General features: G+C 71.8%; 14 protein-coding genes. 8 read left to right on the top strand and 6 right to left on the bottom strand.

The annotated features are described in order from the left end of the window. Positions 1-129: 129 nt before the first annotated feature. The 3 genes from JS521_RS20985 to JS521_RS20975 form a co-directional block, all read right to left on the bottom strand. On the bottom strand, positions 130-903 hold the full coding sequence (locus tag JS521_RS20985) for an SDR family NAD(P)-dependent oxidoreductase (protein WP_205084488.1): 774 nt from the start codon (positions 901-903) through the stop codon (positions 130-132). 75 nt (positions 904-978) lie between these two features. Next, the gene (locus tag JS521_RS20980) at positions 979-2,559 is read right to left on the bottom strand and encodes an outer membrane protein assembly factor BamB family protein (RefSeq protein ID WP_205084487.1); all 1,581 of its coding nucleotides are present in this window, start codon (positions 2,557-2,559) and stop codon (positions 979-981) included. A gap of 179 nt (positions 2,560-2,738) precedes the next feature. Beyond that, a complete protein-coding gene (locus JS521_RS20975; RefSeq protein ID WP_205084486.1) occupies positions 2,739-3,407 on the bottom strand; it encodes an MOSC domain-containing protein in 669 nt (222 codons plus the stop codon). An 80-nt stretch (positions 3,408-3,487) separates the two neighbouring features. On the opposite strand from JS521_RS20975, the gene JS521_RS20970 reads away from it, so the two are divergent. Continuing rightward, positions 3,488-4,378, top strand: a complete 891-nt coding sequence (locus tag JS521_RS20970) for a LysR family transcriptional regulator (RefSeq protein ID WP_205084485.1) — start codon at positions 3,488-3,490, stop codon at positions 4,376-4,378. 148 nt (positions 4,379-4,526) lie between these two features. Here JS521_RS20970 and JS521_RS20965 read toward each other — a convergent pair whose 3' ends face one another. Next, positions 4,527-4,868: a WhiB family transcriptional regulator gene (locus JS521_RS20965; protein ID WP_205084484.1), complete on the bottom strand. Its 342-nt coding sequence runs from the start codon at positions 4,866-4,868 to the stop codon at positions 4,527-4,529. A 453-nt stretch (positions 4,869-5,321) separates the two neighbouring features. Between JS521_RS20965 and JS521_RS20960 the strand changes: the two genes are divergently transcribed. From JS521_RS20960 to JS521_RS20945, 4 genes are all read left to right on the top strand, one after another. Beyond that, positions 5,322-5,933: a response regulator transcription factor gene (locus JS521_RS20960; protein WP_003948568.1), complete on the top strand. Its 612-nt coding sequence runs from the start codon at positions 5,322-5,324 to the stop codon at positions 5,931-5,933. Positions 5,934-6,213: 280 nt separating this feature from the next. Continuing rightward, positions 6,214-6,789: a sigma-70 family RNA polymerase sigma factor gene (locus tag JS521_RS20955; protein ID WP_030084428.1), complete on the top strand. Its 576-nt coding sequence runs from the start codon at positions 6,214-6,216 to the stop codon at positions 6,787-6,789. Between the two features lie 140 nt (positions 6,790-6,929). Continuing rightward, the gene (gene guaB / locus JS521_RS20950) at positions 6,930-8,432 is read left to right on the top strand and encodes an IMP dehydrogenase (RefSeq protein ID WP_205084483.1); all 1,503 of its coding nucleotides are present in this window, start codon (positions 6,930-6,932) and stop codon (positions 8,430-8,432) included. A 104-nt stretch (positions 8,433-8,536) separates the two neighbouring features. Next, positions 8,537-9,661 (top strand): GuaB3 family IMP dehydrogenase-related protein, encoded by a 1,125-nt coding sequence (locus tag JS521_RS20945; RefSeq protein WP_003966886.1) that lies wholly within the window; start codon positions 8,537-8,539, stop codon positions 9,659-9,661. A gap of 96 nt (positions 9,662-9,757) precedes the next feature. Here the strand turns inward: JS521_RS20945 and JS521_RS20940 are convergent, their stop codons facing one another. After that, positions 9,758-10,429: a hypothetical protein gene (locus tag JS521_RS20940; protein WP_307847929.1), complete on the bottom strand. Its 672-nt coding sequence runs from the start codon at positions 10,427-10,429 to the stop codon at positions 9,758-9,760. Positions 10,430-10,571: 142 nt separating this feature from the next. Next, a complete protein-coding gene (locus JS521_RS20935; protein WP_205084482.1) occupies positions 10,572-11,834 on the bottom strand; it encodes a nucleotide sugar dehydrogenase in 1,263 nt (420 codons plus the stop codon). 242 nt (positions 11,835-12,076) lie between these two features. On the opposite strand from JS521_RS20935, the gene JS521_RS20930 reads away from it, so the two are divergent. The 3 genes from JS521_RS20930 to JS521_RS36765 all read left to right on the top strand — a co-directional run. Further along, positions 12,077-13,783 carry a glycerol-3-phosphate dehydrogenase/oxidase gene (locus JS521_RS20930; RefSeq protein ID WP_205084481.1) on the top strand — a complete coding sequence of 569 codons (1,707 nt, stop codon included), beginning with the start codon at positions 12,077-12,079 and terminating at the stop codon, positions 13,781-13,783. A gap of 262 nt (positions 13,784-14,045) precedes the next feature. Beyond that, positions 14,046-16,184 (top strand): serine/threonine-protein kinase, encoded by a 2,139-nt coding sequence (locus JS521_RS20925; RefSeq protein WP_205084480.1) that lies wholly within the window; start codon positions 14,046-14,048, stop codon positions 16,182-16,184. Positions 16,185-16,395: 211 nt separating this feature from the next. Beyond that, positions 16,396-17,684, top strand: a 1,289-nt coding sequence (locus JS521_RS36765) for a protein kinase (protein ID WP_307847928.1), incomplete at its 3' end; no start/stop codon positions are given.

The following is a 17,684-nucleotide window of genomic DNA, read 5'->3' as shown; positions in this document are numbered from 1 at the left end:
GCCTCCCCCCACATCTTTTTCTTTCGGGCTTTTTGTTCTTGAACCCGCTCTTAAAACGTTGGCCTCGCTTGCCCCGCCCCCCCGGCCCCCCCGCGGGGGGGGGGCCGGGGCCTCGGTGCGTCTCCCGGCCTACTGCGGACCGTACTTACGTCCCGTACGCGAGGTGACCCCGCCGAGCAGTCCCCGCGGCGCGACCTTCACCAGCCCCATCAGCGCCTTGTAGCGCGGGTCCGGGATCGACACCGTCTTCCCCCGGGCCAGATCCGCCAGCGCGGAGGCCACCAGCTTGTCCGCGTCGAGCCACATCCAGCCCGGGATGTTGTCCGTGCCCATCCCGGCCCGCTCGTGGAACTCCGTCCGGACGAACCCGGGGCACAGCGCCATCAGCCGCACCCCCGACCCGGCCAGATCCCGCGCCGCGCCCTGGGTGAACTGCACCACCCAGGACTTGGACGCCCCGTACGTACCGCGCGGCACGAACGCCGCGACGGACGCCACGTTGACGACCCCACCCCGGCCGCGCTCCTGCATCCCGGTGACCGCCGCCGAGGTCAGCCTCAGCACCGCCTCGCAGTGCACCTTCAGCATCGTCAGCTCATCGGCCATGGACACCTCCAGGAAGCGCCCCTTGTTGCCGAACCCGGCGTTGTTGACCAGCAGATCGACCGGGTGCCTGCGGTCCGCGAGCCGCTTCTCGACCGCCTCGATCCCGCCGTCCGTGGACAGGTCGGCGCTGAGCACCTCGGCCTCGATGCCGTGCCGGTCGTGCAGTTCGGTGGCCTGTTCGCGCAGCCGTGCGGTGTCCCGCGCCACCAGCACCAGGTTGTGCCCCTGGGCCGCGAGCCGCCGCGCGAACGCGGCCCCGATGCCCGCCGTCGCGCCCGTGATCAGTGCAGTCGTCATACGCGGCACGTTAGTGCCCCGCACCGACCGGGACCTCACCCGCCCGCTGTCCCGGGGGAGGCCCCTCCGTGCGGGTCAGGGCGACCCGGGGGCGAAGGACAGCATGCGGGCCTCGCGCACGGGCTTCTTGTTCTCGTCGCCGCTCACGATCGTCGGCGTCAGGACGAGCCGCCCGCCCACATAGGCGGTGCGCCCCATGGACATCTCGTACTCCCACCGGGCGGTCGCCACCGGATGCTTCACGACGTCCGTCTCCGTGCCGGCGCCGCGCGGGCCCATCAGGTAGGTCCGGCCGGGGCTGCTCGAGCCGGCCGCCTCGTAGACGCGCATCGACTTGCCGTCCTCCGCGCGCAGGGGATAGAGCCTCCGGAGCCGATTGTCCTTGATCCCCCACAGGAAATTCCCGGTCTTCACGTCGTACGCGCCGACCTGGTTCTGGCCGCCCAGCATGATGAGGCCCTTGTCGACCGAGGCGCCCCGGCAGGGCTGGATGTCACCGCCCGACCCGGTTCCGGCGCACTCCTCGAAGCCCTTGTCCCGGGCGTCGAAGGTGACACGGTGCTTGCCCTTGGGGTCCAGGACCGTGATGCGCCAGTCGGACGCGGTGTCCTTGTCGTTGTAGATGGTGAAGACGACCGGGTCCATGGAGATCAGACTGCCGAACCTCCAGCCGGTCTTCATCCGGTAACGCCACAACACCTTGCCGGTGTGCGGGTCGAGTTCGCGCACCTGGCCGTAGTTCTTGCCCCGCTCGACGGCGATCATGCACTCGGAGCTCACCAGGAGCCGGGCCGGGCCGCCCGCCACATCGTCGGGAACGCACTTGTCCTTGTTCTCCCGGGGGACCTCGTACAGCTTGCTCCCGTCGGCCATCCGGTAGGTGATGACCACCATGCCCCTGGCGACGGACAGGACATCGCCGCTGATGGCGCTGTAGACGATGAACGTGTCGTCGTCACCGGGCTCGTCGAGCTTCTCGTGCCACCCCTCCTTCCCGGTCTTCAGATCGATCATCTGCATCTGGTTGCACAGATTGCCCCGCTCGTTGTCGGGCCGCTCGTTGTGGAACACCACCACCTTGCCGTCGGGCGTCGGGTTGGCCGGCGTCTCGCACACGGCGCTGGGCAGCGTCACGCTCCAGACCTCGGCGCCGTCCGAGAGCCGGTAGGCCGTGACCTTCCGGTGCAGCGCCTGGACGGCGGTGTCGCCGACGATCCACAGGTCATGGACCTTGTTGATCTGCTTCGGCAGGTCCGCCCTGTCGTCGGCGATCCACGCCGCCGCCTCGCCCGGCTTCCGCGCGGCCCCGACCTCCTCCGTGGTCGGAATGTGGCTCAGCTTCGGGCCACCGGCCGCGGGGGTACGGGACGGGGACGCCGACCCGGAAGGGCCGGGCGACTCCTTCGCCACCGGCCTCGTGGGCTCGCCCCGGCCCCGGTCGGTGACGGCGTACACCCCGCCCGCCACCACCACGAGCACCAGCGCGACGACCGTCGCGACCACCGGCCCCCGGCCGAAGCGGCGACGCGGGGGCGGGGGAGGCGGCGTCGGTGGCCCGAACCCCTGCGGCGCGCCGCCCTCCGCGGCGTACGGGTTCCCGGGAACGGGCTGCTGCGGCGGGCCCGGCGTGTACCAGGGCTGCTGCGGATCGGGCATGATCTTCCCCCTGAGACGTGCCACGCGACTCGAAAACTGGTTCTCGGGCGCAGGTCACTGGTGGTGGACGCGCGGGGCACCGATCCAGTTCCCGCTCAACGCCCCAGGAAATCGCACAGAGTGACGCTGCGTCACCGAACCGGGGTGCCGTCCTCGTACGGGACCGTCCCGTCCGGTCCTCAGCCCTGCTGTGCGGCGTACTCCCGGGCCTGCCGCAGCGCCTCGGGGTGCAGTGCCTCCCCGGCGGCCAGCAGCGCGGGCAGCAGGGTGCGTTCGGTCGTCACCGCCCGGAACTGCAGGGCTGCGGTGACCTCGTGGTCCGGCCGGTGCACGATCTCGATACGGTCCCCGGCGCGGACCGTGCCCGGTTCGATCACCCGCAGGTACGCGCCGGTGGCGCCCTGCTGGGTGAACCGCCGCACCCACCCCTTCTCCCCGAGATGGCCGGCGAAGGTCCGGCACGGGATGCGCCCGGAGGTCACCTCCAGCACCAGGTCGGCCCCCACCCGCCAGCGCTCGCCGATCCGCGCGCCGCTGACGTCGAGGCCGAGGGTCGTGAAGTTCTCGCCGAAGACCCCGTTGGCCAGCTTCCGGCCGCCCAGCTCCCGCTCCCAGGCGTCCAGCTCCTCGCGGGCGAAGGCGTACACCGCCTGGTCGCTGCCGCCGTGATGGCGCAGGTCGCACACCGCGTCCCCGGCCACCCCGCTGCCGCCGACGCCCTTGGGTCCGGGTTCGACAACCTCCACGGGGCCTTCCACCGGGCGCTTGTCGATCCCGGTGAGCCCGTCGGGTCCGGCGGTCTGCGCGGAGGGGGTGGGTCGTCCGATGTTCACGGTCAGCAGCTTCATGCGCTCACGCTAACCGCCCCGGGATCAAAGTTCATCACCATTAATTCGCCCCTCCTCCAAGAATTTCTTATGATGGCGGGGTGATCGAAGCTCGCCACCTCCGTGTCCTGCGTGCCGTGTCCACCACCGGCTCGTTCTCCGCCGCAGCCCGCGAACTCGGCTGCACCCAGCCCGCCGTCAGCCAGCAGATGAAGGCCCTGGAGTCCTCCGCCGGCACCACGCTGCTGATCCGCACCGGGCGCGAGATGCGCCTCACACAGGCAGGCGAGGCGCTGGTGCGGCACGCCTCCGGCATCCTCGCGGGGCTGACCGCCGCCGAGGAGGAGGTCGCCGCCATCGCCGGACTGCGGGCCGGCCGGGTCAGGCTGGTCTCCTTCCCCAGCGGCAGCTCCACCCTGGTCCCGGGGGCGCTGGCCGCCCTGCGCGCCGAACACCCCGGCACCAGGGTCTCGCTCGTCGAGGCCGAGCCGCCGCGCTCGGTGGACCTGCTGCGCGAGGGCGACTGCGACATCGCGCTGGCGTTCCGTTACGGGGCGACCGGCGGCGAATGGGACGACCTGGTGGTCCGGCCGCTGCTCACCGACCGGCTGATCGGCCTGCTCCCGGAGGGGCACCGGCTGGCGGAGGCGTCGAGCGTGTCCATCGGCGAGCTGGCCGAGGAGTCGTGGATCGCGGGCTGCCCGCGTTGCCGCCGGCAGCTGGTCGAGGTCTGCGAGGAGTCCGGCTTCGCCCCGCGCATCGACTTCGCCACCGACGACTACCCGGCGGTGATGGGCCTCGTCGGGGCCGGGCTCGGGGTGGCGGTGCTGCCGGAGCTGGCCGTCGAGTCGGTACGCGCCAAGGGGGCCAGGGCCGTGCCCGTCGAGCCCGCGATCGAGCGGGAGATCGTCGCGCTGACCCTGCCGGACCTGGCCCGGGTTCCGGCGGTGGCGGCCACCCTGGACCAGCTGGCGCGGACGGCCGCCCGCTGAGACCGGAGGCCGTGCCGCCGAGCCCGGCGGCACCCGGGCGGTGAGGGGTCCGGGCGGTGAGGGGTCCGGTCCCGCTGCGGCTGGTCGCGGGCCGGACGGCTGAAGCTCTCGAAGAAACGTTTCTTCGCTGCGGTGCGGCGTACGGGTGTCAGGGCGCGCCGGGGCGCGGGCCCGCGGTGGGGGCCCCGGACGGCGCGGTGGTGATCAGTCTGGTTCTGGCCCGGCCCATCAGCTCCTCGCGCTCGTCCTCCGTCAGGCCGCCCCACACGCCGTAGGGCTCCCGTACGGCCAGGGCGTGCGCCGCGCACTCGGCCCGTACCGGGCAGCGCATGCACACCTCCTTGGCGGAGGTCTCGCGGGCGCTCCGCGCCGCGCCGCGCTCACCCTCCGGGTGGAAGAACAGGGAACTGTCCACGCCTCGGCAGGCGGCGAGCAGCTGCCAGTCCCACAGGTCTGCGTTGGGTCCGGGAAGGCGGGAGAAATCTGCCATTGCTTGTCCCCTCGGGGCTGTGCTGCGTCGGAAGCGGCATCCTCGACCGTCTGTGATCGACGGCCTGCTGTGTTCGGACCGTCTGTGATCGGTGTGACCGAAGTCTCGACCGTACATCTACGGTGCTAGTAGATGTAAATATGACTTGTTGCGAATCTAGCCACAGACACCCTCGAAAGGAAAGAAAAGCTGCCAAATAGGGCACGCCAGGGAGTGAAGATCAAGTTGACGGGTGAATCACCCGTGCCGTTCTCCTCCGTATTCAGGCCTTCACGTAGAGTGCCGAACCCGGTCGCACGACCCGTAACTCTTTCGAGTGACCGTCGTTAAGGGAACGGATGCGGTTGACGGATATCCGGCTCGGGCACATGTCCGAGGGGGTCAACCGCACAGGTGACGACTTGTATCAGCCTGGAGGCTCAAGGTGACGCGCATCAGCTGCGGAGGACGGTCATGACATCCGTCCTCGTCTGCGACGACTCCCCGCTTGCCCGAGAAGCGCTCCGTCGCGCGGTGGCCACCGTGCCCGGCGTCGAGCGCGTGACGACGGCGGCCAACGGCGAGGAAGTCCTCCGCCGCTGGGGCGCCGATCGTTCGGATCTGATTCTGATGGACGTACGCATGCCCGGTCTGGGAGGTGTGGAGACCGTCCGGCGACTGCTCTCCGCCGACCCCGGGGCCCGGATCATCATGCTGACCGTCGCCGAGGACCTGGACGGTGTCGCGCTCGCGGTCGCCGCCGGGGCCCGCGGCTATCTGCACAAGGACGCCTCGCGCGCCGAGCTGCGGGCCACCGTCACCCAGGCGCTGGCCGACCCGACGTGGCGGCTCGCCCCGCGCCGGCTGCGGTCCGCCGAGATGGGGGCGGCCCCCACGCTCACCGCGCGGGAGATCCAGGTGCTCGAAGGCATGAGCCACGGCCGCTCCAACGCGGAGATCGGCCGTGAGCTGTTCCTCTCCGAGGACACCGTCAAGACCCACGCCCGGCGCCTGTTCAAGAAGCTCGGGGCCTCGGACCGCGCCCACGCGGTGGCCCTCGGATTCCGCTGGGGCCTGGTCCGCTGATCACGCGGCCCGGGCCGCGCCCCGTCCGCATACCGGCGGACGGGGTCACGGAGCGGGTCACCGGTTCCACACCCCGTATCCGGGCGCCCGCTCAGCGGTGCCATGTGACGCTTCCCGGCCGATGACGCATCCTTGAGTCGTGGAGTTCCTCAGGAACGATTCGGTCGAGCGGAAGGGGAGGGCGCAGGACATGACATCCGGCGCACCCGCTCATAACGCTTCGGTGCACAACTCCGGACGCGGTGCAGCGGACCGAGTGGCAGCAGGGCACCATGGTCCGATGCGCGATGACGAGACCACGGTGATCGGTGCCCTGGTGCATCGCGCCGTCGACGGCGACGCGCAGGCCACCCACGATCTGCTGGCCCACGTCCACCCCCTCGCCCTGCGCTACTGCCGCTCCCGGCTGAACCGCCTGCCCGGTGATGCTCGCCACTTCGTGGAGGACCTCGCGCAGGAGGTCTGCGTCGCGGTGCTGATGGCGCTGCCGCGCTACAAGGACACCGGCCGCCCCTTCGAGGCCTTCGTCTTCGCCATCGCCGGACACAAGGTCGCCGACCTCCAGCGTGCCGCTATGCGCCACCCGGGATCGACCGCCGTCCCCTCCGACGAGATGCCGGAGCGGCCCGACGACTCCCTCGGCCCGGAGGAGCGCGCCCTGCTCAGCAGCGACGCCGCCTGGGCCAAGAAGCTCCTCGCCAACCTCCCGGAGAACCAGCGCGAGCTGCTGGTCCTGCGGGTCGCGGTCGGGCTGACCGCAGAGGAGACCGGCCAGATGCTCGGGATGTCCCCGGGTGCGGTCCGGGTCGCCCAGCACCGCGCGCTCAGCAGGCTCCGTGCGCTCGCGGAGCAGTAGCGACAGCCTTGACCCGGCCTCGTCGCGGGCTCTGTAGGAAGCTACAGAACAGCCAAGTGATCTTGATCGTGGAATGAGACACCCGTGGAGCCCGTTAGCATGGACATCCGCACCGATCAAGGCCATTTGGGGAAGGTGTCATGACTGCAAACGTCGACGGAGTGCCCGAGAAATTCGCGACGCTCGGGTTGACCTACGACGACGTGCTGCTGTTGCCCGGCGCGTCCGAGGTCCTTCCCAACGTGGTCGACACCTCGACCCTCATCTCGCGCAACGTACGGGTGAACATCCCCCTGCTGTCCGCCGCCATGGACAAGGTGACCGAGGCCCGCATGGCCATCGCCATGGCCCGTCAGGGCGGCGTCGGCGTGCTGCACCGCAACCTCTCCATCGAGGACCAGGTGAACCAGGTCGACCTGGTCAAGCGGTCCGAGTCCGGCATGGTCACCGACCCGATCACCGTGCACCCCGACGCCACGCTCGCCGAGGCGGACGCGCTCTGCGCGAAGTTCCGCATCAGCGGCGTGCCGGTGACCGACGCCGCGGGCAAGCTGCTCGGCATCGTCACCAACCGCGACATGGCCTTCGAGTCGGACCGTGCGCGCCAGGTGCGCGAGGTCATGACGCCGATGCCGCTCGTCACCGGCAAGGTCGGCATCTCCGGCGTCGAGGCCATGGAGCTGCTGCGCCGCCACAAGATCGAGAAGCTGCCGCTGGTCGACGAGGCGGGCCTGCTCAAGGGCCTCATCACGGTCAAGGACTTCAAGAAGGCCGAGCAGTACCCGAACGCCGCCAAGGACGCCGAGGGCCGGCTGCTGGTCGGCGCGGCCGTCGGCGCCAGCCCCGAGGCCCTGGAGCGCGCGCAGGCCCTCGCCTCCGCCGGGGTCGACTTCCTCATCGTCGACACCTCGCACGGCCACAACAGCAACGCCCTCGCCTGGATGGCGAAGATCAAGTCGAGCGTCGGCGTCGACGTCATCGGCGGCAACGTCGCCACCCGCGACGGCGCGCAGGCCCTGATCGACGCCGGTGTCGACGGCGTGAAGGTCGGCGTCGGGCCCGGCTCGATCTGTACGACCCGCGTGGTCGCCGGTATCGGCGTCCCGCAGGTCACCGCGATCTACGAGGCCGCGCTCGCCGCGCGTGCCGCGGGCGTCCCGGTGATCGGCGACGGCGGCCTCCAGTACAGCGGCGACATCGGCAAGGCGCTCGCCGCCGGCGCGGACAGCGTCATGCTGGGCAGCCTGCTCGCCGGGTGCGAGGAGTCCCCGGGCGAGCTGATGTTCATCAACGGCAAGCAGTTCAAGTCGTACCGCGGCATGGGCTCGCTGGGCGCGATGCAGTCCCGCGGCCAGGGCCGGTCCTACTCCAAGGACCGCTACTTCCAGGCCGAGGTCTCCTCGGACGACAAGCTCGTCCCCGAGGGCATCGAGGGCCAGGTGCCCTACCGCGGCCCGCTGGCCAACGTCCTCCACCAGCTCGTCGGCGGCCTCCGCCAGACCATGGGCTACGTCGGCGCCGCGTCCGTCGACCAGATGGAGAGCAAGGGCCGCTTCGTCCGGATCACCTCGGCGGGCCTCAAGGAGAGCCACCCGCACGACATCCAGATGACGGTGGAAGCACCGAACTACAGCAGGAAGTAACGCGTCACCGCAGGTGAGGGGCGGACCGGAGTTCCCGGTACCGCCCCTCAGGCACGTGTCGGGGATACTGGTCAGCGCAGACGTAGAGGGAAAGGCCACACATCGTGACTGAGATCGAGATCGGGCGCGGCAAGCGCGGCCGCCGGGCTTACGCATTCGACGACATCGCCGTCGTTCCGAGCCGCCGCACCCGCGACCCGAAGGAGGTCTCGATCGCCTGGCAGATCGACGCCTACCGCTTCGAGCTGCCGTTCCTGGCCGCTCCCATGGACTCCGTGGTCTCCCCGCAGCACGCCATCCGGATCGGCGAGCTCGGCGGCCTCGGCGTGCTGAACCTGGAAGGCCTGTGGACCCGGCACGCCGACCCGCAGCCGCTGCTCGACGAGATCGCCGAGATGCCGGTCGAGTCCGCGACCCGCCGGCTCCAGGAGATCTACGCCGCCCCCATCCAGGAGGAGCTGATCGGGCAGCGCATCAAGGAGGTGCGCGACTCCGGCGTCGTCACCGCCGCCGCGCTCTCCCCGCAGCGCACCGCCCAGTTCTCCAAGGCGGTCGTCGACGCGGGCGTCGACATCTTCGTCATCCGGGGTACGACGGTCTCCGCCGAGCACGTCTCCGGCGCGGCCGAGCCGCTGAACCTGAAGCAGTTCATCTACGAGCTGGACGTCCCGGTCATCGTCGGCGGCTGCGCCACGTACACCGCCGCCCTGCACCTGATGCGGACCGGCGCGGCCGGTGTCCTCGTCGGCTTCGGCGGCGGCGCCGCGCACACCACGCGCAACGTCTTCGGCATCCAGGTCCCGATGGCCACCGCCGTCGCGGACGTCGCCGGTGCCCGCCGCGACTACATGGACGAGTCCGGCGGCCGGTACGTGCACGTCATCGCGGACGGCGGCGTCGGCTGGTCCGGCGACCTGCCGAAGGCCATCGCCTGCGGTGCGGACGCCGTGATGATGGGCTCCCCGCTGGCCCGCGCCACCGACGCGCCGGGCCGCGGCCGCCACTGGGGCATGGAGGCCGTCCACGAGGACGTGCCGCGCGGCAAGCTGGTCGACCTCGGCTCGGTCGGGACGACGGAGGAGGTCCTCACCGGCCCCTCGCACACCCCGGACGGCTCGATGAACATCTTCGGCGCCCTGCGCCGCGCGATGGCCACCACCGGCTACAGCGACCTCAAGGAGTTCCAGCGCGTCGAGGTGACCGTGGCGGACTCGCAGCACCGCCGCTGATCCCCCGTACGTACGCGGAAGGGCCCGGACCGATCACCGGTCCCCCCCCTTCCGCATGTTCTGCGAGACATGTTCTGCGAGATGGCCCGCCGGGTGTCAGCCGGCCTTCTTCGCGCCACCGACGGCGGCGATCGCGCCGAAGCCGAGGAAGAGGTACGTCATGAAGTCGGCCTCCTGCGACCAGGCGTTCGTCACGGTGTCGAAGTGGTCGCCGACCACCTCGGAGAACGGGATCTGCGCCACGTCGGCGAGGATCATCGAGATGCCGATGAGCTGACCGATGTAGACCGCGCCGACCGAGAAGACGGCCGAGGCGGCGATGACGGCCGGGTTGGAGCCGCCGACCTTGCTCGCCGCGAAGCCGACGAGGAAGCCGACGCCGACCGCCGCGTAGCCGACCTCGCGCTCGATGGAGCCCGCGATCACGCCGTACAGGATGCCCGCGACGATCGCCGCACCGAGCGCGACCCCCACGCCGAGCAGGATGTTGTTGCGGGCCGGGGGAGCCGGGGTGAACGGCGCGCCGCCGCCGAACGGGGCGCCCTGGCCGGGCTGCTGACCCGCGAACGGGTTGCCGGCCTGGGCCGGGGGCTGCTGGCCGTACGGGTTGCCGGTGGGTGTGCCGGGAGCCTGCTGAGCCTGCTGGCCGTACGGGTTGCCGGTCGGGGCGGTGGGCTGGCCCGGCTGGCCGGCGTACGGGTTGCCGTCGACGGGCTGACCGCCGAAGGGCTGCTGGGGCTGGTTCGGCGGCTGCACGGGCTGACTCACGGTGGGGCTCCCCCTGGGACGACTGCGCACGCGTGTGCGTAGTTCGCACTTCTGTGCGCTCTGTGACGCCGCAGAGTAGCAGCACCGTCCGGATCCGGTCACTGGCAATCTTTCGACGGCCCGTCACATCCCGGGGTTCCTCCTACAGCCGGTGTGCGGCCCCCGCCGGAGTCGCCCCCCGGGTGTCCAGGAGCAGTTGGGCCTTCACCGCGAGGCCCTGGAGGTCGTAGGTGCGGTGCTGCTGGAGCAGTACGGTCAGGTCGGCCGCGGCCGCCGCCTCGTACAGCGAGTCGGCGCGCGGGACGGGGCGTTCGCGTACCCGCCAGTCCAGGACGTGCGGGTCGTGGTAGCCGATCTGGGCGCCCATGTCCATCAGCCGGGTGGCGATCTCCCGGGCGGGCGCGGCCTCCTGGTCGGCGCTGTCCGGCTTGTAGGTGACGCCGAGCAGCAGCACGCGCGCGCCCCGGACGGACTTGCCGTGCTCGTTGAGGAGGGTGGCGCAGCGCCGGATGACGTAACTGGGCATCCGGTCGTTGATCTCCTGAGCCAGCGACACCATCCGCAGCGGGTGTCCGGGGGTGTGGGTGCTGTAGGGCGGGCAGCCCGGGTCCAGCGGGACGCCGTGCCCGCCGACGCCGGGGCCGGGGCGGAAGGGCTGGAAGCCGAACGGCTTGGTCTCGGCGCACCGGACGACGTCCCAGAAGTCGACGCCTAGGTCGTGGCAGAGCACCGCCATCTCGTTGACCAGGGCGATGTTGACGTGCCGGAAGTTGGTCTCCAGCACCTTCGTCATCTCCGCCTCGCGCGGTCCGCGGGCCCGGACGACCTTGTCGGTGAGCCGTCCGTAGAAGGCGGCGGCCGACTCGGTGCAGGCGGGGGTGAGGCCGCCGATGACCTTGGGGGTGTTGGCCAGGGTGTGGGTGCGGTTGCCGGGGTCGAGCCGGCCGGGGGAGCAGGCGAGGTGGAAGTCGCGTCCGGCGACGAGTCCGGAGCCCTCTTCCAGCAGGGGGCGCAGGACGTTCTCGGTGGTGCCGGGCGGTACGGCGGATTCCAGCAGCACGGTGGTGTGCGGGCGCAGCCGGGCGGCCAAGGCGCGGGCGGCGTCGCCGAGCGCGGTGAGGTCGACGGTGCGGTCGGGGCCGAGCGGGGTGGGGGAGCAGATCACGGCGGTACGGACCCGGCCCAGCTCGGCGGGGTCGGTGGTGGGCCGGAAGCCGCCGGAGAGCATGCGGCGGATCCCGGACGCGGTGAGGGTGCCCTCGACGGGGCTGCGGCCCGCCCTGAGCTCCGCGTAGGGGCGTGGATCGGGGTCGTAGCCGATGGTGTCGATTCCGGCGGTCACGGCGGCCTGGGCGAGGGGCAGGCCGAGGTGACCGAGTCCGATGACGGCGAGGTCCGCGGGCATACAGGAAGACCCCCTAAAGGCGGAGAGCGAAGATCGCAACTGCTGTGGACAGCGCAATGTCAGACTAGGCGTAAATATGACCTATATGTCGCATTCTGTGGTTCCGGACGTCCGGGTGTTGTCCACAGGCGGTGGCTGAACTCGGGGAGCGCGGACAGAATCGAGGGGTGGACACGGGCGGCCGGCCCCTCGGCCGGGTGGCACTCCCGTGTCCGACCACCCCGATCCACCGGGAGGCAGCAGTGAGGACAGCGACACTGGGACCGGCCGAGCGCACCGCCGCGCTCGCCGCCATGGCCGAGCGCGAACTGGACGTGCTGGTCGTGGGGGCGGGCGTGGTCGGCGCGGGCACGGTGCTGGACGCCGCCACCAGAGGCCTGACGACCGGCCTGGTCGAGGCGCGCGACTGGGCGTCCGGCACATCGAGCAGGTCGAGCAAGCTGATCCACGGCGGCCTGCGCTATCTGGAGATGCTCGACTTCGCCCTGGTCCGGGAGGCCCTCAAGGAGCGCGGGCTGCTCCTGGAGCGGCTCGCCCCGCACCTGGTGAAGCCCGTGCCCTTCCTCTACCCCTTGCAGCACAAGGGCTGGGAGCGGCTCTACGCCGGCTCCGGCGTCGCGCTGTACGACGCGATGTCGGTCTCCTCCGGCCACGGCCGCGGCCTGCCCGTCCACCGCCACCTCTCCCGCAAGCACGCCCTGCGGGTCGCCCCGGCGCTCAAGAAGGACGCCCTGGTCGGCGCCCTCCAGTATTACGACGCCCAGATGGACGACGCCCGGTTCGTCACCGAGCTGGTGCGCACCGCCGCGTCCTACGGCGCCCACGTGGCGAACCAGGCCCGGGTCGTCGGCTTCCTCCGCGAGGGCGAGCGGGTCGTCGGCGCGCTCGTGCGGGATGTCGAGAGCGGCACGGAGTACGAGATCCGGGCCAAGCAGGTGGTCAACGCCACCGGTGTGTGGACCGACGACACCCAGGGGCTCATCGGCGAACGAGGACAGTTCCACGTCCGGGCCTCCAAGGGCATCCACCTGGTCGTCCCCAAGGACCGCATCCACTCCTCCACCGGCCTCATCCTGCGCACCGAGAAGTCCGTCCTCTTCGTCATCCCCTGGGGCCGGCACTGGATCATCGGCACCACCGACACCGACTGGGACCTGGACAAGGCGCACCCGGCCGCCTCCAGCGCCGATATCGACTACCTCCTCCAGCACGTCAACTCCGTCCTGAACACCCCGCTGACCAGGGACGACGTCCAGGGCGTCTACGCCGGACTGCGGCCCCTGCTGGCCGGCGAGTCGGACGCCACCAGCAAGCTCTCGCGCGAGCACACCGTCGCCCACCCCGCCCCCGGCCTGGTCGTCGTGGCGGGCGGCAAGTACACGACGTACCGGGTCATGGCCAAGGACGCGGTCGACGAGGCGGTGCACGGACTCGACCAGCGCGTCGCCGCCTGCGTCACCGAGGACACCCCGCTGCTGGGTGCCGAGGGGTACAAGGCCCTGTGGAACGCGCGCGCCCGGATCGCGGCCCGCACCGGACTCCATGTCGCCCGGGTGGAGCATCTGCTCAACCGGTACGGCTCAATGACGGAAGAAATTCTGGAACTGATCCTCGCCGACCCCACCCTGGGCGAACCCCTGCCCGCCGCCGACGACTATCTGCGCGCCGAGATCGTCTACGCGGCCTCCCACGAGGGCGCCCGCCATCTGGACGACGTGCTGACCCGGCGCACCCGGATCTCCATCGAGACCTTCGACCGGGGCACCCTCAGCGCCCGGCTCTGCGCGGAGCTGATGGCCCCGGTGCTGGGCTGGGACCAGGGGCGGATCGACCGGGAGGTCGAGCACTACGAGAAGCGGGTGGAGGCCGAGCGTGAATCCCAGCGGCAGCCCGACGACCTCACGGCGGACGCCGCCCGGCTCGGCGCACCGGACATCGTCCCGATCTAGGGCCTCTTCGGTGCCCACCTGCCCGACGAGCCCCGGACGGCGGCCACCGCCTGTTGCCTCCGGGGCAGTTGGGCCCCATCGGTCCCGTGGGGCGGGGCGGTGGGCCGGTCCGGCCTGGACGGGAAGGCCGGGTTGGTAGGAGGCTGTGGGAGATTCCTCCATGGGCCGCGTCGCGGCGCACCCCGGACCCGGCACCAGGACCGGTCCCGGGGTGAGGGACAATGAACGCTCTGCCAGGGCGGGTTGATCGCAGAGGGGACGCATGTCGGAGGCGGAGCAGGCACGGGAGCCCCAACGGGACAAGAACGGTCGTCTCCTCGCGGGGCGCTACCGGCTCGGTGAGGTGCTCGGCCGGGGCGGCATGGGTACGGTCTGGCGCGCCGACGACGAGACGCTCGGCCGCACGGTCGCGGTGAAGGAACTGCGGTTCCCCGGCGCGATCGACGAGGACGAGAAGCGCCGGCTGATCACGCGCACCCTGCGTGAGGCCAAGGCGATCGCACGGATCCGCAACAACAGCGCGGTGACCGTCTACGACGTGGTCGACGAGGACGACCGCCCGTGGATCGTCATGGAGCTGATCGAGGGCAAGTCCCTCGCCGAGGCGATCCGCGAGGACGGCACGCTGACGCCGAAGCGGGCCGCCGAGGTCGGGCTCGCCATCCTCGACGTGCTGCGCTCGGCGCACCGCGAGGGCATCCTGCACCGCGACGTGAAGCCGTCCAACGTGCTGATCGCCGAGGACGGGCGCGTCGTGCTCACCGACTTCGGCATCGCCCAGGTCGAGGGCGACCCCTCGGTCACCTCCACCGGCATGCTCGTCGGCGCCCCCTCGTACATCTCGCCGGAGCGGGCCCGCGGTCACAAGCCCGGCCCGCCCGCCGACCTGTGGTCCCTCGGCGGACTGCTGTACGCGAGCGTCGAGGGCTGCCCGCCGTACGACAAGGGCTCGGCCATCGCCACCCTGACGGCCGTGATGACCGAACCGCTCGACCCGCCGAAGAACGCCGGTCCGCTCACCGAGGTCATCTACGGGCTGCTCGCCCGGGATCCAGACCAGCGCCTGGACGACGCCGGGGCACGGGCGTTGCTCAACGACGTCATCAACGCCCCCGACGTCCCCGCGCCGGCCCCGGTGGACTCCACCCAGATCATGGCCATCCCGCCTGCCCCCGCCGCCGACCCCCTCGTCAAGCGGACGCCGAAGCAGTCCAAGGCCCCGAAGCCGCCCAAGCAGTCCACCGCGACCGGCGAGTCCGGCGAGGGCGCCCGCGACCGGCTGCGCGGCGCCCTGCGCTCCGTACGCAACGCGAAGACCCCGGCGGCGGCCGCCGGAGCCGCCGCGGCCTCGGCGGCGGCGGGATCCCCGGCCGCCGCTGCCACCGGAACACCCGTCGCCCCGCCCAAGCCGCCGTCGCCGCCCGGGACTTCCGCCCCGGCTGCCCCGGCCGCGAAGCCCGGGGCGGGTGCGAAGAGCGCTGTCGCGGCCCCCGACGCTCCTGTCGGCGCCACGAAGCCCGCGGTGGCGGCGAACGCTTCCGTACCCGGGCAGCGCCCGCCGTCCTCGGCCGCGTCCACGCGCGCCTCGATCACCGACGTGGTGCCCCGCCGCACCCTCGCGATCATCGCGGCCGTCGTCGTGCTGGCCATCCTCGGCACGGTCCTCGCGATCGCTCTCGGCGACGACGACGCGGACAAGAGCGGCAAGGGCGACACCGCCGCGACGGCCGGGGCCTCGACCGGCGGCGCCGACGACAAGGGCGACGACACGGGCGGCGGTTCGGCCGGCGAGAAGGGCGACGGTCAGAAGGAGGGCCAGGGCGAGGAGGACGGCCGGGCCTCCGAGGACCCGTCCGGCGAGGGCTCCGACGACCCGAAGTCCGACGACCCGAAGGGCGATGAGGGCGACGGGGAGGACAAGCCGGGCGCGGGCGACTCCCTGCCGGCCGGCTACAAGGAGATCGACGACACCCGGTTCCACTTCACCATGGGGATGCCCGAGGACTTCCGGCGCACCGCCATAGCGGGCACCAACTCCGGCGGCATCTACAACGCCTCGCAGGGCAGCTTCCCCCGCGTCCAGGTCGACTTCAACAGCTCGCCCAAGGACGACGCCGCGGCCGCCTGGCGCGGGGCCGTGGGCAGCGCCAAGGTCCTCAGCGACGGCTACAAGCACGGCAGCATAAAGAAGGTCGAGTACAACGGCTATCCGACCGTCGCCGACTGGACGTTCGAGCGCAGCCACAGCGGCGTCCGGGTCAAGGTGCTGAACCGCGGCTTCAAGGTGGACGCCAAGCGCGGCTACTCCATCATGATCAGCTGCAAGGCGGACGAGTGGGACGGCGACGAGTGCCGGACGCTGCGCGACACGGCGTTCGCCACGTTCACCCCCACGGACTGACCGCCGGGGGGGCCCGATCCGGGCCGGTGTGAAACGTTTGTGCGGGCCGGGTTGGCGCGACCCGGCCCGTCGGCCCGCGTTGCCACGTATCGTAAGAGGCCGGAGACCGTACGCAGCCGGAACGGCGGGTCAATTGCCCGCCGAATGAACGTAACTGACGGATTCGTGCAGCTCTGATGGCCGGGAGAACAGCGCGCTCTGGGGAGGCGTCGTGGACGACTACGCGGGTCGGGTGCTTGCCGACCGCTACCGCCTTCCGCTGCCCCCGTCAGACGGGTACGAACTGGCCGAGACCCGGGCGTTCGACACGTACAGCGGTCAGGAAGTCCTCGTCCGCCAGGTGCCGTTGCCGGAGATCGTGGACGCCGAGGTGCTCGACGGCGACGGGCGGGCCCCGATGTCCGGGCGCACCGCCGGGCGGGCGGTCCGCCGCAGTACGGACCCCGCGGTCCGGCGGGCGATCGAGGCCGCGCAGGCCGCCGCCCAGGTGCCCGACCACCCCCGGCTCGACCAGGTCTTCGACGTGTTCGCCGAAGCGGGTTCGCTGTGGATAGTCAGCGAGCTCGTCGCGGCCCGGTCGCTCGCCGCGCTCCTCGCCGAGCGCCCCCTCACCCCCTACCGGGCCGCCGAGATCGGCTCCGACGTGCTGACCGCCCTGCGGGTGCTGCACGCCCACGGCTGGACCCACCGCAACATCACCGTGCGCACGGTCCTGGTCTGCGACGACGGCCGCGTCATGCTCACCGGCCTCGCGGCGGGCGCCGCCGAGGAGGCCCTCTGCGGGTACGCGCCCGGACCGCAGCCCGACGCCGATCCGGTGGCCGCCCCGGCGACGTACGGCATCCCAACCGCCGAGCCCGCTCCGCCGAGGGAGCTCGACGCCGCGTCGCGTCAGCTCCCGCCGGCGAGGGGCGACGAGACCTACGAGGCCGTCGAGAGCTACCAGGGCGGTGAGAGCTTCCAGGGCTACGAGGGCGGGGAGAGCTACCCGAGCTACGGGGGCGGCGAGAGCCTCCAGGGCTACGGGGCCGGTGAGAGTCCCCGGGGCTACGGGGCCGTCGAGAGTGACGAGGCCGTCGAGGAGGGCGGGTACGCCCAGGGGCGCGCCGGTCACGGGAGTGGCGACGGCGGCGTCGAGTGGCGCGAGGGCCGGGACGGTCGCTCGGACCGGGACCGCTGGTCGGACGCGGACGGCTGGCCGGACCGTGAGGATCGGTCGGGCCGGGATGACCGCTCGGACGGGGACGGCTGGTCGGGCCGTGACGGCCGCTCGGACCGTGACCGGGACGGCCGGTCGGGCCGTGAGCTGTCCGTTCCGCCGCTGCCGCAGGGGTACGCGCCGCGCCGGGAAGACGACCGGGACGCCGCCCGCGATGACGACCGCCACGACGACCGGTACGGCCTGCAGCCGGGCCGCGAGGACGATCCGGTTCCGGCGCAGCGGGCCGAGGGGCAGGAGATCGTCCCGCGCCCCGCCGCCCCCGCCGTCCCGTACACCGC

Source organism: Streptomyces durocortorensis, from assembly GCF_016901035.1.
In the GTDB taxonomy this organism is placed as follows: Bacteria; Actinomycetota; Actinomycetes; order Streptomycetales; family Streptomycetaceae; genus Streptomyces; species Streptomyces durocortorensis.
This window is presented reverse-complemented; position numbering and strand designations above follow the sequence as displayed.

Coding starts and splice junctions, on each gene's coding strand:
- JS521_RS20965 (WP_205084484.1), bottom strand. CDS start 4,868: ATGGCAGATTTCTCCCGCCTTCCCGGACCCAACGCAGACCTGTGGGAC.
- guaB (WP_205084483.1), top strand. CDS start 6,930: ATGACTGCAAACGTCGACGGAGTGCCCGAGAAATTCGCGACGCTCGGG.
- JS521_RS20955 (WP_030084428.1), top strand. CDS start 6,214: ATGCGCGATGACGAGACCACGGTGATCGGTGCCCTGGTGCATCGCGCC.
- JS521_RS20975 (WP_205084486.1), bottom strand. CDS start 3,407: ATGAAGCTGCTGACCGTGAACATCGGACGACCCACCCCCTCCGCGCAG.
- JS521_RS20935 (WP_205084482.1), bottom strand. CDS start 11,834: ATGCCCGCGGACCTCGCCGTCATCGGACTCGGTCACCTCGGCCTGCCC.
- JS521_RS20980 (WP_205084487.1), bottom strand. CDS start 2,559: ATGCCCGATCCGCAGCAGCCCTGGTACACGCCGGGCCCGCCGCAGCAG.
- JS521_RS20985 (WP_205084488.1), bottom strand. CDS start 903: ATGACGACTGCACTGATCACGGGCGCGACGGCGGGCATCGGGGCCGCG.
- JS521_RS20925 (WP_205084480.1), top strand. CDS start 14,046: ATGTCGGAGGCGGAGCAGGCACGGGAGCCCCAACGGGACAAGAACGGT.
- JS521_RS20960 (WP_003948568.1), top strand. CDS start 5,322: ATGACATCCGTCCTCGTCTGCGACGACTCCCCGCTTGCCCGAGAAGCG.